We start from the raw sequence: 14,117 nt of genomic DNA, 5'->3' as shown, positions 1-14,117 counted from the left end.
AGGAGGCTCTTCGTGTCCCGATACCGCGCGCTGGCGGCACTCGCCGTCGGTACCGCCCTCGTCCTCACCGGCTGCGCCGGTACCTCAGCCGCCCCCGGCGCGCAGGAAGGGTCGTCGACGTCGGCAACGGGGTCCTTCCCCGTCACGATCGACCACGCCTTCGGCGAGACCACGATCGAGGCGGAGCCGAAGCGCGTCGTCACGGTCAGCTGGGGCAATCAAGAGGCCGCGCTCGCGCTCGGCGTCGTGCCCGTCGCCATGCCGAAGGTCACCTGGGGTGATGAAGACGGCGACGGCATGCTCCCCTGGGTCAAAGACAAGCTCGACGAGCTCGGCGCGCAGACGCCCACGCTGATGGACGAGACCAACGGTTTCGACTATGAGGCGATCGCCGACGCGAAGCCCGACGTCATCCTGGGCGCCTACTCGGGTATGACGCAGGAGCAGTACGACACGCTCAGCAAGATCGCCCCCGTCGTCGCCTTCCCCGAGATCGCCTGGGGTACCACGTGGCAGCAGATGACGCTGACGGATGCCAAGGCCCTCGGCCTCGAAGACCAGGCGCAGCAGCTGGTCTCCGACCTCGAGAAGCACGTGACCGACGAGTCCGCCACCTACCCGGCTCTGGCGGGAAAGAAGGCGCTGTTCACCTACATCGACCCGACGGACCTCAGCACCGTCGGCTACTACTCGACCAAGGACCCGCGCGCGACGTACCTCGACGAGCTCGGACTGGTGCCCTCGTCGGCCGTCGAAGCCTCCAGCGCCACCGGTGACACCTTCTGGTTCACCGAGAGCACCGAGAAGATCGAGAACTTCTCGGACGTCCAGGTCCTCACCGGCTACGGCACCGACGCGACTCTCGCGCAGCTGCAGGCCGACCCGCTGTGGTCGCGCATCCCCGCGATCGCGAACGGCGCCGTGGCGTTCCTGCCCGACAACACCACCTTGGCCGCGGCCGGCAACCCCAGTCCGCTGTCGATCGGCACGCCCTACGGCGACGACTACATCGCGCTGGTCGGCAAGGCCGCCGAGAAGGCCGCGTCCTGATGCGGGCGCGTCCGGCGCGGGCCGTCCCGACGCCGCAGGTCTCGGTGCGGTCCGTCCGGACGCCGCTCGTCACGATGCACGCCCCTCGCCCGTCGGCGCGATGACCGCTCTCGCACCGGCTCCGACCGCCCCCGGCGACGCCCGCCCGCGTCGCTGGGGGCGGCGACGCGTCGTGGGCGTCACGACCCTCGTCGCCGTGCTCGTCGTCGCCGTGGTGCTGTCCGTGACCTTCGGCGCCCGCGACGTCACCGCCGCGGACGTGTGGGCGGGTCTCACCGGCTCCACCGACACGACGTCGGCTGCCGCCGTCGCCAAGCGCATCCCCCGAACGATCCTCGCGGTCCTGGTGGGCGCGGCCCTGGCCGTGTCGGGCGCCGTGCTGCAGGGGGCGACGCGGAACCCGCTCGCCGACCCGCAGATCCTCGGGATCAACGGCGGAGCGGGACTCGCGATCGTCACGGGGATCGCCTTCTTCGGCCTGAGCTCGCCGTCGATGTACATCTGGACGGGCATGCTGGGCGCGGCAGCCGCGGCCGTCCTCGTCTACACGATCGGCTCACTCGGCCGCGGCGGGGCGACACCCCTGCGCCTGGCCCTCGCCGGCGCGGTGACCGCTGTCGCGTTCAGCTCGCTGACGAGCGCGATCCTGCTCCCCCGGACCGACGTGATGAACGTCTTCCGTTTCTGGCAGATCGGCGGCGTCGGCGGAGCCACGGTCGAGACCATCGGCCAGGTGCTCCCCTTCCTGCTCGCCGGCCTGATCATCTGCCTCGCGAGCGTCCCGGCGCTGAACACCCTCGCGCTCGGCGACGAACTCGCCGCGGGCCTGGGCGCCCGCGTGCGCACCGCGCGTCTGGTCGCGACCCTCGGAGCGGTCGTGCTCTGCGGAGCCGCGACCGCCGTCGCCGGCCCCATCGGCTTCGTGGGCCTCATCGTGCCCCACATGCTCCGCCTGGTCGTCGGCGTCGACCACCGGTGGCTCCTCCCCGTCTCGGCCCTCGGCGGTGCGACCCTGCTGACCCTCGCCGACGTCGTCGGTCGCGTCGTGGCCCGTCCCGAAGAGATCGAGGTCGGCATCGTCACCGCTCTCATCGGCGCCCCGTTCTTCATCGCCCTCGTCCGCCGTCAGAAGATGAGGGCCCTGTGACCACGCACCTCTCCCCCCGGGTCGCCGCGCCCGGTCCGGCCCCGGACGCCCTGGCATCCGTCATCGCCGGACGCCGCCGTCGCCGCCGTCGCTGGACCTTCGTCACCGCGACCCTGGCAGCGGCCGTCGTCGCCGCGTTCACCCTCTCGCTCATGCTGGGCCAGACGTTCTACTCGCCCGCCGAAGTGTGGGGCGTCCTCACCGGGCAGCGCGTCGCCGGAGCCTCGTTCACTGTCGGCGAGCTGCGCCTGCCCCGCGCGATGACGGCCCTGCTGACGGGGCTCTGCTTCGGCATGGGCGGTGTCGTCTTCCAGACCATGCTGCGCAACGCCCTCGCCAGCCCCGACGTCATCGGCATCAACACCGGCGCGAGTGCGGCGGCCGTCATCGGCATCGTCGTGCTCGGCTGGGGCGAGACCGCGGTGTCGTTCCTCGCGATGGCGGCGGCTCTGGCCGCGGCGCTCGCGATCTACCTGCTCTCGTATCGCAACGGCAGCTCGGGCGCGCGACTCATCCTCGTGGGCATCGGGGTCGCCGCGATGTGTCAGGCGGTCGTCTCGTACGTCGTCGCGCGCGCCGCGCAGTACGACCTTCCCGCCGCGATGCGCTGGATCACCGGCAACCTGAACGACGCCACGTGGGACCGAGCGATGCCGGTCCTCTTCGCGGTCGTCGTGCTGGGTCCGGTGCTGCTGGTCCTGGCCGGACGCCTCGAGATCCTCCGCATGGGAGACGACACCGCAGCCGCCATCGGTCTGCCCGTCGAACGCAGCCGCCTGCTGCTGATCGTGGCCGCCGTCGGCCTCCTCGCCTTCGGGACGGCGGCCGCCGGGCCCATCGCGTTCGTCTCGTTCCTCGCCGGCCCCATCGCTGTGCGCCTGCTCGGCCCGGTCGGCTCGCCGATCCTGCCCGCGGGCCTCGTCGGAGCCCTGCTCGTACTGGTCGCCGACTTCGCCGCGCAGTACGCCTTCGGCACCCGCCTGCCGGTCGGCGTCATCACCGGCGTGCTGGGCGCGCCGTACCTCATCTTCCTGCTCGTCCGCAGCAGCCGATCCGAAGGGACGTCGCTATGAGCGCCGACCGCACCCCGGTCCACCCCGTCCCCCAGCACCGAGGAGTCACCCGATGACCATCGAGCGCACCCTGACCGCCGAGAGCGTCACGCTCGGCTACGGCGATCGGACGATCGTCGACTCCCTGGACCTCGCCCTGCCGCCGGGGCGTGTGACCGCCATCGTCGGCGCGAACGCCTGCGGCAAGTCGACGCTGCTGAAGGCGATGGCCCGTCTGCTGACGCCCTCGGCGGGGCAGGTCCTGCTCGACGGCAAGTCGATCCATCGCCTGCCGACGAAGCAGGTCGCCCGCGTTCTCGGGCTGCTTCCGCAGTCGCCGATCGCCCCCGACGGCATCGCCGTCAGCGACCTCGTCAGCCGGGGTCGTCACCCGCACCAGGGCGCCCTCTCGCGCTGGACGAGCACCGATGACGCAGCGGTCGCCCGCGCGCTCGAGGCCACCGACGTCACGCACCTCGCCGACCGTCCCGTCGACGAGCTCAGCGGCGGTCAACGCCAGCGCGTCTGGATCGCGATGGCCCTCGCTCAAGAGACCGACGTGCTCCTGCTCGACGAGCCGACGACCTTCCTCGACATCAGCCACCAGATCGACGTCCTCGACCTGCTCACCGACCTCAATCGCGACCGCGGCACCACCGTGGCCATGGTCCTCCACGACCTCAACCTCGCCGCCCGCTACGCCGACCACCTCGTGGCCATGGCCCAGGGGGAGGTGATCGCGGCCGGCGACCCCTCCGACGTCCTCACCGAAGAGACCGTGCGCCGCGTCTTCGGCCTCGACAGTCGCGTCGTGCCCGATCCCCTGACCGGGCGACCGATGGTGGTCCCGATCGGCCGTCACCACACCGTGGCCGAGCCCGAGCAGTCGCGGGCGCAGACGGCCTGAGACGTCGCGAGAACCACGAAGAGCCCCGGCCGCGGCCGGGGCTCTTCGTCGTCGTCATGCCGGGTAATTACGCCGTACGCTCGACCTGCCCGGCGCGCCAGTAGCCCATGAAGGCGACGCGACCGCGGTCGACGCCGCACCCCGAGACGAGCATGCGCCGCAGGAGCTTCACGGTCGACGACTCCCCCGCGATCCACGCGTAGAACTCGCCTTCGGCGTCGGCGGGGCTGTCCCACAGCAGGTCGACATCGAGGTCGATCTCTTCGAGAACCTGCGGACGGGGCGCGGCCGCGCGCTCCAGAACGTCACCGGATGCCGCGGCCCAGGCCTCCATCGCTTCGATCAGCGCCTCGCCGTGCGGGCGTTCGCCCCGCGGGAGCCAGTGGACGCGCGCGTCTCCGCTGCGCACGGGGAGAGCGTCGTCGACGTCGGGCACTTCGATGAACGCGTCGACGTCGAGACCGGGCTCGAGCCCCTCGAGCACGGCGCAGATCGCAGGAGCGGCGGTCTCGTCGCCGGCGAGCAGAATGCGCCGCGCCGTGCCGGGGTGGAAGTCGATCCCCTGCGCCGAGTCGGCGCTGCGCGCGTCGGGGCCGACGACCACCAGGTGGTCCCCCGCCGTCGCCGCTTCGGCCCAGGACCCGGCCGGACCGGCGTCGTGGTGCACGACGAAGTCGATGTCGAGTTCGAGGGCCTCGGGGTCGATGCGGCGCACGGTGTAAGTGCGGAAGGGCATGCGCTCCTCGTCGGGCAGGTCGCGCCAGCGGGTGTACCACTCGCCGTTGGCGATGGCCTCGGGGTCGTCCTGTCCGATGTCGCAGACGGTGCCGTCGCGGCCGGGCAGCACCAGCTTGACGCGCTGGTCACGGCGGTCGGTGCCGAAGACGTCGAAGTCGGGTGAGGTGAACGTCACGCGCACGAAGTGCGGCGAGAGACGTCGCGCGGTCTTCACCACGGCGACGTACGGGCGGTAGGCGGGACGCGTGGCAGTGATCACGAGATAAGGATATCCTTACCTTGCTTCCGGATGCCACGCCGCTGCCTCGACGGCGAGCTAACCGACCCGGCTACGCGCGATCGACGAGCTTCCCGATCCTCGCGATCGCCTCGCGCAGCACCTCGGGAGCGCAGCCCACGTTGATGCGCACGTGGCCGATCCCCTCGACCCCGAACAGCGGGCCGTGGTGCAGGGCGACCTGCGCCTCGCGACGGATGAACGGGGCGGGGTTGTCGCCCCACCCGTACGCCGAAACGTCGACCCACGCGAGGAACCCCGCCTCGGGGATCCGATACCGCGCGAGCGGCAGATGCTCGGCGAGCAGATCGGCGAGCAGACGACGGTTGTCGTCCAGGGCCACGAGCAGAGAGGCCAGCCATTCGTCGCTCTCGGCCGAGAACGCCGCACGGTTCGCGATGACGCCGAACAACCCGGCCCGCCACTCGACCTCCCACGGCAGGGCGCGCACCACCGCCGCGGTCTCCTCCGAGCCGGTCACGATGACGGCGCACTTCAACCCGGCGAGGTTGTAGGTCTTGCTCGCGCTCGTCACGATGTACCCGACCGCGGCCGCCTCGTCACCGGCATCCAGGAAGGGAGTGAAGACCGCGGGGGCGTGCGTGAGCGGCGCGTGGATCTCGTCGCTGACCACGCTGGCGCCGTACCGCTTCGCGAGACGCGCGAGAGAGGCGAGGGAGTCCCGGGAGTGGACGGTCCCGGTGGGGTTGTGCGGGTTGCACAGCAGCACGGCGCGCGCTCCGCCCGACAGGGCCGCCTCGATGCCGTCGAGGTCGAGGTGCCAGCGCTCCCCGTCGTCGATCAGCGGGACGCGCTCCACGACGGCCCCCGCCTCTTCGACCGTGTCGTAGAACGGCGGGTACACCGGGGGCGTCACGATCACCCGATCACCGGGCGAGGTCACCCCCCGCAACACCTCGACGACGCCCATCATCACGTCGCCCGTCCAGCGGATGCGCGCCGGGTCCGGTCGCCACCCCCACTGCCGCTCGGCGAAGTCGGCGAAATCGAGGTCGATGCCGGGACGCGGAGGCGTGTAGCCCGTGTCGCCGATCTCGACCGCCCGATGCAGCGCCGAGGTGATCGCCGGCGCCAGCGGGAAGTCGGTCTCGGCCACGAACATCGGGATGACGTCGTCGTCGTAGGAGCGCCACTTCGTGCTGCTGCGCTGACGCAGGAGCTCGAGCGGCAGGGCCTGCAACGGAGGAACGCTCATGCGAAAAGCCTAACGAGGACCCCGGATGCCGGCACCCTGCGCGTCAGAGGAGGACACACGGGCGCGAGAAGGGCACCGTTCCCCTCACTGGAACACCGAACGCCCACCCCCGGAGGGATGGGCGTTCAGGAACGATTCTGCGGTCAGATCGCGAAACCAAGGGCGCCATCCCTCTCGCCGGAACGCCGAACGCCCACCCCTGGAGGGATGGGCGTTCAGGAAGGATTCTGCGGTCAGATCGCGAAGCCGAGGGCGCGCATCATGTCGCGGCCGTCGTCGGTGATCCGCTCGGGGCCCCACGGCGGCATCCACACCCAGTTGATGCGGAAGCGTTCCACGACGTTGTCGAGGGCCTGGGCCGTCTGCTCTTCGAGCACGTCGGTCAGCGGGCAGCCGGCCGAAGTGAGGGTCATGTGGATGACGAGCGCGTCGTTCTCGTCGTCCCACGCGAGATCGTAGATGAGGCCGAGGTCGACGACGTTGATCCCCAGTTCGGGGTCCATGACGTCTTTGAGAGCCTCGGTGACCTCGTCGTACTTCTCGGGAGCGAGGGTTGCGGTCATGTAACGATCCTACGCGTCGATCGGCGTACCGGCCTCGAGGAAGCGGTCGTAACCCTCTTCTTCGAGTCGGTCGGCGAGCTCGGGCCCACCCTCTTCGACGATCCGGCCCTTGACGACCACGTGCACGAAGTCGGGGCGGATGTAGCGCAGGATGCGGGTGTAGTGCGTGATCAGCAGCACACCGAGGTCCGTCTGCTCCTTCGCGCGGTTCACACCCTCGGACACGATCTTCAGCGCGTCGACGTCGAGGCCGGAGTCGGTCTCGTCGAGCACGGCGATCTTCGGCTTGAGCAGCTCGAGCTGAAGGATCTCGTGACGCTTCTTCTCGCCACCCGAGAAGCCCTCGTTGACGTTGCGCGAGGCGAACTTCGGGTCCATGCGGAGGTTCTCCATGGCGCCCTTGACGTCCTTCGTCCACGAGCGGATGGCCGGAGCCTCGCCGTCGATGGCCGTCTTGGCCGTGCGGAGGAAGTTCGTCACCGTGACGCCGGGGATCTCGACCGGGTACTGCATCGCGAGGAAGAGGCCCGCGCGAGCGCGCTCGTCGACGCTCATCTCGAGCACGTCTTCACCGTCGAGGGTGATCGAGCCGCTCGTGACGGTGTACTTGGGGTGACCGGCGATCGTGTACGCCAGGGTCGACTTGCCGGAGCCGTTGGGGCCCATGATGGCGTGGGTCTCACCGGTGCGCATGGTCAGCGTCACGCCGTTGAGGATCGGGGTCGTACCGTTCTCCGTCTCGACCGTCACGTGGAGGTCGCGGATCTCGAGGACAGACATGGTGTTCCTTACTCGTAAGTCTTCAGGTCGTGGGCGTTGTCGTGAGCGGCGCTCAGGCCGTCGCCTTGGTGACGGCGGGATCGATGAGCACGTCGTCTCCGTCGATCACGACCTCGTATACGGGGACCGGCTCGTAGGCCGGGAGGTTCAGGGGGCGGCCGGTCTTCAGCGAGAACGCCGAGCCGTGGGCCCAGCACTCGAGCGTCTCGCCCTCGACGAAGCCGTCCGACAGCGAGATGTCGCCGTGCGTGCAGACGTCGCCGATCGCGTGGACCTCGCCGTTGCCGTCGAGCACGACCGCCATGGCGACGCCGTCGATCTCGACGCGACGGGCCTCGTCCTGCACGAGCTCGCTCAGGGCGCAGACGCGCGAAGCGCTCACGCGGCGGCTCCTTCGGCCAGCTCGTGCTCGATGGCCTCGATGAGCTCGGTCTCGAGCTCGGGGATGCCGATGCGCTGCACGATCTCGCTGAGGAAGCCGAGCACGACCAGGCGACGCGCCTCGTCTTCGGCGATACCGCGAGCCTGCAGGTAGAACAGCTGCTCGTCGTCGAAACGCCCCGTGGCGCTGGCGTGGCCGGCACCCTGGATGTCGCCGGTCTCGATTTCGAGGTTCGGGATCGAGTCGGCGCGGGCACCGTCGGTGAGCACCAGGTTGCGGTTCGCCTCGTACGAGTCGGTGCCCGTGGCATCCGGTCCGATGAGCACGTCACCGATCCAGACGCTGCGCGCGCTTTCGCCCTGCAGCGCGCCCTTGTAGAGCACGTCGCCGACGGTGTGCGGACCCTTGTGGTGCAGGTAGACCTGCGACTCGAGGTGCTGACCGGCGTCCGAGAACGACAGGCCGTACAGGCGCCCCTCGGCGCCGGGGCCCGAGAGCTCTACCGAGGGGTTCACGCGCACGACACCGCCGCCGAAGCTCACCACGACGTGCGTGAGCTTGGCGTCGCGGTCGACACGGGCCTGGTGGGATGCCGCGTGCACGGCGTCGTCGTTCCAGCGCTGCACCGACACGACCGTGAGGTCGGCGCCGTCGCGCACGATGATCTCGACGTTCTGCGCGTGATTCGCCGTGCCCTCGTGACGCAGCACCACGGTGCCGCGCGAGTTGGGCTGAGCCTCGATCACGACGTGGGCGTGCGCGAGGCCGCCCGTGCCGGTCAAGCGCACCACGACGGGCTCGTCGAGCTCGACGTTCGCGGGGATCCGCAAGAGCGGAGCCTCGGTCTCGTGCGTCCAGGCGAGGGCCGCGGGCAGGTCTTCGGGCCGGAAGTGCTCACCGCGCGGCGCGTCGCAGGCCGCGAGACGCAGCTGCTCCACGGCGTCCGGCGCCTGCACGTCGACGGAGATGACACCGGACGGACCGGCCTCGTCGACGAACAGCGGAGCCAGGCGCGTGATCGGGCTGAGCTTCCAGTTGACCTCGCGCCCCGTGGGGGTGCCGAAGTCGGCCGGGTCGAACGAGGTCAGACGCTCCGAGCGCGTCTGAACCGGAACGACGGATGCCACGAGGGCTGCCGGGTCGATGTGACCCGTACCGGCGCCAGTCGACTGTGCCGTGGGTGATTCGGTCGCAGTCGTCATTTAGCCTACGGATCCTTCCATGCCCATTTCGATGAGCTTGTTGAGTTCGAGCGCGTACTCCATGGGGAGCTCCCGCGCGATGGGCTCGATGAACCCGCGGACGATCATGGCCATGGCCTCGTCTTCGGGCATGCCGCGCGACTGCAGGTAGAACAGCTGCTCTTCGCTGACCTTCGAGACCGTGGCCTCGTGGCCGAGCTGCACGTCGTCGACGCGGATGTCGATCGCGGGGTAGGTGTCGCTGCGCGAGATGGTGTCGACGAGCAGGGCGTCGCAGCGCACGGTGTTGGCGGAGTGGTGCGCGTTGGCGTCCACCCGCACCTCGCCGCGGTATCCGGCGCGACCGCCGCCGCGGGCGATCGACTTCGAGACGATCGACGACTGCGTGTACGGCGCCATGTGGATCATCTTCGCGCCGGCGTCCTGGTGCTGACCGGGACCGGCGAAGGCGACCGACAGGGTCTCGCCCTTGGCGTGCTCGCCCATCAGGTAGATGGAGGGGTACTTCATCGTCACCTTGGAGCCGATGTTGCCGTCGACCCATTCCATGGTCGCGCCCTCGTGGGCGACGGCGCGCTTGGTGACGAGGTTGTAGACGTTGTTCGACCAGTTCTGGATCGTCGTGTAGCGCACGCGGGCGTTCTTCTTCACGATGATCTCGACCACGGCCGAGTGCAGCGAGTCGCTCTTGTAGATCGGAGCGGTGCAGCCCTCGATGTAGTGGACGTAGCTGTCCTCGTCGGCGATGATCAGCGTCCGCTCGAACTGACCCATGTTCTCGGTGTTGATGCGGAAGTACGCCTGCAGCGGGATCTCGACGTGAACGCCCTTGGGGACGTAGACGAACGAGCCGCCCGACCAGACGGCCGTGTTCAACGCCGCGAACTTGTTGTCACCGGCGGGGATGACGGTGCCGAAGTACTCCTCGAAGAACTCGGGGTGCTCGCGCAGGGCGGTGTCGGTGTCCATGAAGATGACACCCTGCTGCTCGAGGTCCTCGCGGATCTGGTGGTAGACCACCTCGGACTCGTACTGGGCGGCGACGCCGGCGACCAGGCGCTGACGCTCGGCCTCGGGGATGCCCAGCTTCTCGTAGGTGTTGCGGATCTCTTCCGGAAGGTCTTCCCAGGTCTGGGCCTGCTTCTCGGTCGAGCGCACGAAGTACTTGATGTTGTCGAAGTCGATCTCCGACAGGTCGGCGCCCCACGTGGGCATCGGCTTCTTGCCGAAGAGCTGGTAGCCCTTCAGGCGCGTCTTGAGCATCCACTCGGGCTCGGACTTCAGCGCCGAGATGCCGCGGACGACGTCTTCGTTGATGCCGCGCTGCGCGATCGCGCCCGCCGCGTCGGTGTCGTGCCAGCCGAACTCGTATTGCCCCAGGCTTTCGAGCTCTGGTCGGTCGATGAGGACATCGGACATGGTGATCACTCTCCTTCTCGGGCCACAACGGTGTCATCCGCCCCGACATTCCGGACTCCGGTCGAAGTCCCAGGAAGGTCGCTGGTGGGCCCGCTCGAAGGCGCTGGCTGCGCGCCTAGACTGTCGTGGGTGCGGTTCGCGCGAGCGCTGCACCCGGACCCTTCGATTCTACAGGCAACACCCGCTCCCGGCATGGCAGGCCCGCTCTCCCGACAGCCCGGAGCACCTCGACGCCAGGAAGCCGTACGCATGCCCTCCGCCTCGTCCCCCACCGCCTCGACGCGCGTCCCCGCACCCCTGCGACGGATCGTCGAGTGGCTCCCGACCGACGTCGACCGCCGTGTGCGCGTCTTCGCGTGGCTGTCGTTCATCGCCGAAGTGCTGATCATCGGCACCGGCGGGGCCGTCCGACTGACGGGTTCGGGCCTGGGCTGCCCCACCTGGCCGCGCTGCACCCCCGACTCCCTCGTGAACACCCCCGAGATGGGCATCCACGGCATCATCGAGTTCGGCAACCGCACACTGACCGGGCTCGTCGGCATCCTGGCCCTCGCCGTGGTCGTGCTGGTGTGGCGCATGCGTCACGAGCGCCGCGTGTTGTTCGTACTCTCGCTCGTCGTGCTCGTCGGCATCGTCGCGCAGGCGGTCGTGGGCGGCATCACGGTGCTCACCGGCCTGAACCCCTTCATCGTCGGGTTCCACTACATCGCGTCGGTGTCGATCGTGGCGGTGTGCGCGGCGTTCCTCGTGCGCATGAATCAGCCGGTCGGGCCGCGCCTGCTCGCCGCCCCGCGCTGGTTCGCCGGGCTCGTCCACGCGACGACCGGCGTCCTCGCCCTCACCATCGTCTTCGGCGTTCTCACCACCGGCGCCGGCCCGCACTCGGGCGACGCCTCGGCCGGACGCAACGGTTTCGATGCCGAGGTGCTCGAGCACGTGCACTCCTGGCCGGGATACGCCCTGTTCGCCCTGACGCTCGTCGTGGTCATCGCGTCCTGGCGCCTGCGCCTGCCGGTGCGCCGCTGGGCCGTCGCCCTGCTGGCCGTCGAGCTGGTGCAGATCGCCGTGGGGCTCTACCAGGCCCGCAACGGCCTGCCCGAGTGGGCCGTGGGCACCCACATGGTCCTGGCCGCTCTGGCCGCCGCGACCATGACGGTCGTCGTTCTGCGCCTCAAGGTGTCCGCGGTCGCGGGGCGTCAGGGTGCCAAGCGCGAGACGGCGGCTGCTCACGGCTGAGGCGCCGACGACGCGCGACCGAGTTGCGCCGAACGGACCGCGTTCCCCCGCGTAAGGCCCACGAGACCCCCTTATACGCTCATAGGCGATTCATCGGCGACCCCTACACGGAGCACTGGCTCGTAGGTCATCGTTGATCGTGGCACTTCCGTGCCCACCGTCCCGTCGTCCCCCGCTTCGGGACCCGCCGCCCGACAACCCCCTGTCGGAACGACAAGGAGTACTCCCCATGAAGACTCGTCCCCGCCTGGTGACCAGCATCCCGTTCTGGGTGCTCGTCGTCGCATCCCTGGCCGCCATCGCCGGCGGACTCGCGATCGTCCTGAACGGGATCGACGCGATGGAGCAGGTGCTCAACGACCCGAACGCCACCGTCGTGCAGGTCTACGTCGGCCAGTCGTGGGTCGTCGTCGGCGCCGCCGTCCTCGGCGCCGGTGCCATCGGCATCGTCGCGGTCCTGGCGCTCGCCGCCGCGGCCACGCTGACCCGCCGCCCCGACGTCGCGATCGAGACGATCGACTGGAACAGCGACGACGAGACGGCCGCCGAGAGCGCCGTCCCCGCCGCTCCGTTCGCTCCGGCGACCACCGCAACCCCCCTCGCGGTTGAGGACGCCGACGTCGAGGTGCCCTCGACGACCCCCGCTCCGCCGCAGGCCGCCGCCGCGACTCACGACGCGCCCAAGCTCGACGCGGGTGACGGTTCGACCGGCCGCTGACTCGCGACGAGAAGGCGCCCGCTCCCTTCGGGGGGCGGGCGCTTTCGCGTACGGGAGTCCTCCACCCGCGGGCGCGGGATCACGACCGAACAGCATCGTGGGCACCGCGGGTCGCTCGAGGACACCCTCCCTCCCCGCAGCACCATCGCCTCGCACCACCGCGGGGTCTGACCGCACGAGTCGGGTCCGCCTCGCCACGCCGATCGCGCGCACTTCGCTGGTGGCGGAACCGCGCGCGCGCACCGTGTCGCGGCGCGAGATCAGCGGAGGACCGCGCCGTCGCCGCGCTGCCCCGGGGCCCGTCGACCGCCGGTTGAACCGGTCGACCAACCCGACGGACGCGCGGGCAGCCGGCATCCCGAAACGACGAAGCGCCCGCCCCGCAGACGGGACGGGCGCTGTCGAATCCGATCAGAACGGAAGTAGCGGGTCGACGGCGATCGCGACGAACAGCAGCGTCAGGTACGTGATCGAGGCGTGGAACACGCGCATCGGGCGGGGCTCGCCCCCGCGCACGGCGCGCGCGTAGAGGCGGTGCGATTCGTAGATGAACCAGCCACCGAAGACGAGGGCCGACACGGTGTAGACGAGACCCATCGGCGCGACCGGGATCAGCAGGAGCGAGCACGCGACGGTCGCCCACGCGTACAGGATGACCTGCAGTCCGACCTGCGAACCGCTGCGGGTGGCGCCCAGCATGGGCACGTCGACCTCGTCGTACTGCGCCGCGTACTTCATCGACAGCGGCCAGTAGTGCGGCGGCGTCCACAGGAACACCAGCGCGAAGAGGATGAACGGCGCCCACGACAGCGAGCCCGTCACGGCCGACCAGCCGATGAGGACCGGGAAGCACCCGGCGATCCCGCCCCAGACGATGTTCTGCTCGGTGCGGCGCTTGAGGATGATCGTGTAGATCACCACGTAGAAGAAGATCGCCGCGGCCGACAGACCCGCCGCGAGGACGTTGGTGAAAGCCCACAGCCACACCGTCGACACGACGGCCAGCGTCCACGCGAAGACCAGCGCGCCGCGGGGCGAGACCTCGCCCGTCACGAGCGGCCGGTTGACCGTGCGCTGCATGTGCGCGTCGATGTCGCGATCGAGATACATGTTGAACGCCGCGGCCGAGCCCGCGCTCAGCGAGCCGCCGATCACGGTGGCCAGGATCAGCCACAGATTCGGCAGACCACCCTGCGCCAGGATCATCACCGGCACGGTGGTCACGAGCAGCAACTCGAGGACGCGGGGCTTCGTCAGAGCGACGTAGGCCCGGAGGGTGCGTCCGACGGAGCGGCGATCGGTCGTCGCAATGACGTGCGACGTCGTCGAGATGTCCATCGTCCCCCGGGGTAAGCGCGTATAGAACCTCAACGATTCTATGCCATCTCCACCACACGACCGGCCGTCTGTCGAGCCCCGTCACGCACCGC

Annotated in this window: 14 protein-coding genes; 6 read left to right on the top strand and 8 right to left on the bottom strand. The window is 69.9% G+C overall.

Going from position 1 to position 14,117, the window contains the following annotated elements:
- Positions 1–12: 12 nt before the first annotated feature.
- From AB6V31_RS15195 to AB6V31_RS15180, 4 genes are all read left to right on the top strand, one after another.
- Complete coding sequence (locus AB6V31_RS15195; protein WP_369366661.1) at positions 13–1,050, top strand: ABC transporter substrate-binding protein; 1,038 nt, start codon at positions 13–15, stop codon at positions 1,048–1,050.
- A 100-nt stretch (positions 1,051–1,150) separates the two neighbouring features.
- Positions 1,151–2,197 (top strand): FecCD family ABC transporter permease, encoded by a 1,047-nt coding sequence (locus AB6V31_RS15190; RefSeq protein WP_369366658.1) that lies wholly within the window; start codon positions 1,151–1,153, stop codon positions 2,195–2,197.
- The gene (locus AB6V31_RS15185) at positions 2,194–3,270 is read left to right on the top strand and encodes a FecCD family ABC transporter permease (protein WP_369366656.1); all 1,077 of its coding nucleotides are present in this window, start codon (positions 2,194–2,196) and stop codon (positions 3,268–3,270) included. The genes AB6V31_RS15190 and AB6V31_RS15185 overlap by 4 nt, the downstream gene beginning before the upstream one ends.
- A gap of 52 nt (positions 3,271–3,322) precedes the next feature.
- Positions 3,323–4,156: an ABC transporter ATP-binding protein gene (locus AB6V31_RS15180; protein WP_056232114.1), complete on the top strand. Its 834-nt coding sequence runs from the start codon at positions 3,323–3,325 to the stop codon at positions 4,154–4,156.
- A gap of 67 nt (positions 4,157–4,223) precedes the next feature.
- On the opposite strand, the gene AB6V31_RS15175 is transcribed toward AB6V31_RS15180, so the two are convergent.
- The 7 genes from AB6V31_RS15175 to sufB form a co-directional block, all read right to left on the bottom strand.
- On the bottom strand, positions 4,224–5,153 hold the full coding sequence (locus AB6V31_RS15175; RefSeq protein ID WP_369366653.1) for a siderophore-interacting protein: 930 nt from the start codon (positions 5,151–5,153) through the stop codon (positions 4,224–4,226).
- Between the two features lie 70 nt (positions 5,154–5,223).
- Complete coding sequence (locus tag AB6V31_RS15170; RefSeq protein WP_369366652.1) at positions 5,224–6,387, bottom strand: MalY/PatB family protein; 1,164 nt, start codon at positions 6,385–6,387, stop codon at positions 5,224–5,226.
- Positions 6,388–6,620: 233 nt separating this feature from the next.
- Positions 6,621–6,950, bottom strand: a complete 330-nt coding sequence (locus AB6V31_RS15165; protein WP_056232125.1) for a metal-sulfur cluster assembly factor — start codon at positions 6,948–6,950, stop codon at positions 6,621–6,623.
- A 9-nt stretch (positions 6,951–6,959) separates the two neighbouring features.
- A complete protein-coding gene (sufC, locus tag AB6V31_RS15160; RefSeq protein WP_056232130.1) occupies positions 6,960–7,730 on the bottom strand; it encodes a Fe-S cluster assembly ATPase SufC in 771 nt (256 codons plus the stop codon).
- A gap of 52 nt (positions 7,731–7,782) precedes the next feature.
- The gene (locus AB6V31_RS15155) at positions 7,783–8,112 is read right to left on the bottom strand and encodes a non-heme iron oxygenase ferredoxin subunit (RefSeq protein WP_056232135.1); all 330 of its coding nucleotides are present in this window, start codon (positions 8,110–8,112) and stop codon (positions 7,783–7,785) included.
- Positions 8,109–9,314: a Fe-S cluster assembly protein SufD gene (gene sufD / locus AB6V31_RS15150; RefSeq protein ID WP_369366651.1), complete on the bottom strand. Its 1,206-nt coding sequence runs from the start codon at positions 9,312–9,314 to the stop codon at positions 8,109–8,111. Before sufD ends, AB6V31_RS15155 begins: the two co-directional genes overlap by 4 nt.
- Positions 9,315–10,733: a Fe-S cluster assembly protein SufB gene (gene sufB, locus AB6V31_RS15145; RefSeq protein WP_056232442.1), complete on the bottom strand. Its 1,419-nt coding sequence runs from the start codon at positions 10,731–10,733 to the stop codon at positions 9,315–9,317.
- 249 nt (positions 10,734–10,982) lie between these two features.
- On the opposite strand from sufB, the gene AB6V31_RS15140 reads away from it, so the two are divergent.
- Together AB6V31_RS15140 and AB6V31_RS15135 are read left to right on the top strand one after the other, a co-directional pair.
- The gene (locus AB6V31_RS15140; protein WP_369366649.1) at positions 10,983–11,969 is read left to right on the top strand and encodes a heme A synthase; all 987 of its coding nucleotides are present in this window, start codon (positions 10,983–10,985) and stop codon (positions 11,967–11,969) included.
- Positions 11,970–12,198: 229 nt separating this feature from the next.
- Positions 12,199–12,687 (top strand): hypothetical protein, encoded by a 489-nt coding sequence (locus AB6V31_RS15135; protein WP_056232144.1) that lies wholly within the window; start codon positions 12,199–12,201, stop codon positions 12,685–12,687.
- 411 nt (positions 12,688–13,098) lie between these two features.
- Here AB6V31_RS15135 and AB6V31_RS15130 read toward each other — a convergent pair whose 3' ends face one another.
- Complete coding sequence (locus AB6V31_RS15130) at positions 13,099–14,025, bottom strand: heme o synthase (protein WP_295845736.1); 927 nt, start codon at positions 14,023–14,025, stop codon at positions 13,099–13,101.
- Between the last annotated feature and the right edge of the window lie 92 nt (positions 14,026–14,117).

The organism is Microbacterium sp. 16-032 (assembly GCF_041079455.1).
Lineage (GTDB): Bacteria > Actinomycetota > Actinomycetes > Actinomycetales > Microbacteriaceae > Microbacterium > Microbacterium testaceum_A.
This window is presented reverse-complemented; position numbering and strand designations above follow the sequence as displayed.

Excerpts from the sequence above, each read along its gene's own strand:
- AB6V31_RS15135 (WP_056232144.1), top strand. The coding sequence starts at position 12,199 with ATGAAGACTCGTCCCCGCCTGGTGACCAGCATCCCGTTCTGGGTGCTC.
- AB6V31_RS15130 (WP_295845736.1), bottom strand. The coding sequence starts at position 14,025 with ATGGACATCTCGACGACGTCGCACGTCATTGCGACGACCGATCGCCGC.
- AB6V31_RS15180 (WP_056232114.1), top strand. The coding sequence starts at position 3,323 with ATGACCATCGAGCGCACCCTGACCGCCGAGAGCGTCACGCTCGGCTAC.
- AB6V31_RS15165 (WP_056232125.1), bottom strand. The coding sequence starts at position 6,950 with ATGACCGCAACCCTCGCTCCCGAGAAGTACGACGAGGTCACCGAGGCT.
- sufD (WP_369366651.1), bottom strand. The coding sequence starts at position 9,314 with ATGACGACTGCGACCGAATCACCCACGGCACAGTCGACTGGCGCCGGT.
- sufC (WP_056232130.1), bottom strand. The coding sequence starts at position 7,730 with ATGTCTGTCCTCGAGATCCGCGACCTCCACGTGACGGTCGAGACGGAG.
- AB6V31_RS15140 (WP_369366649.1), top strand. The coding sequence starts at position 10,983 with ATGCCCTCCGCCTCGTCCCCCACCGCCTCGACGCGCGTCCCCGCACCC.
- sufB (WP_056232442.1), bottom strand. The coding sequence starts at position 10,733 with ATGTCCGATGTCCTCATCGACCGACCAGAGCTCGAAAGCCTGGGGCAA.
- AB6V31_RS15190 (WP_369366658.1), top strand. The coding sequence starts at position 1,151 with ATGACCGCTCTCGCACCGGCTCCGACCGCCCCCGGCGACGCCCGCCCG.
- AB6V31_RS15170 (WP_369366652.1), bottom strand. The coding sequence starts at position 6,387 with ATGAGCGTTCCTCCGTTGCAGGCCCTGCCGCTCGAGCTCCTGCGTCAG.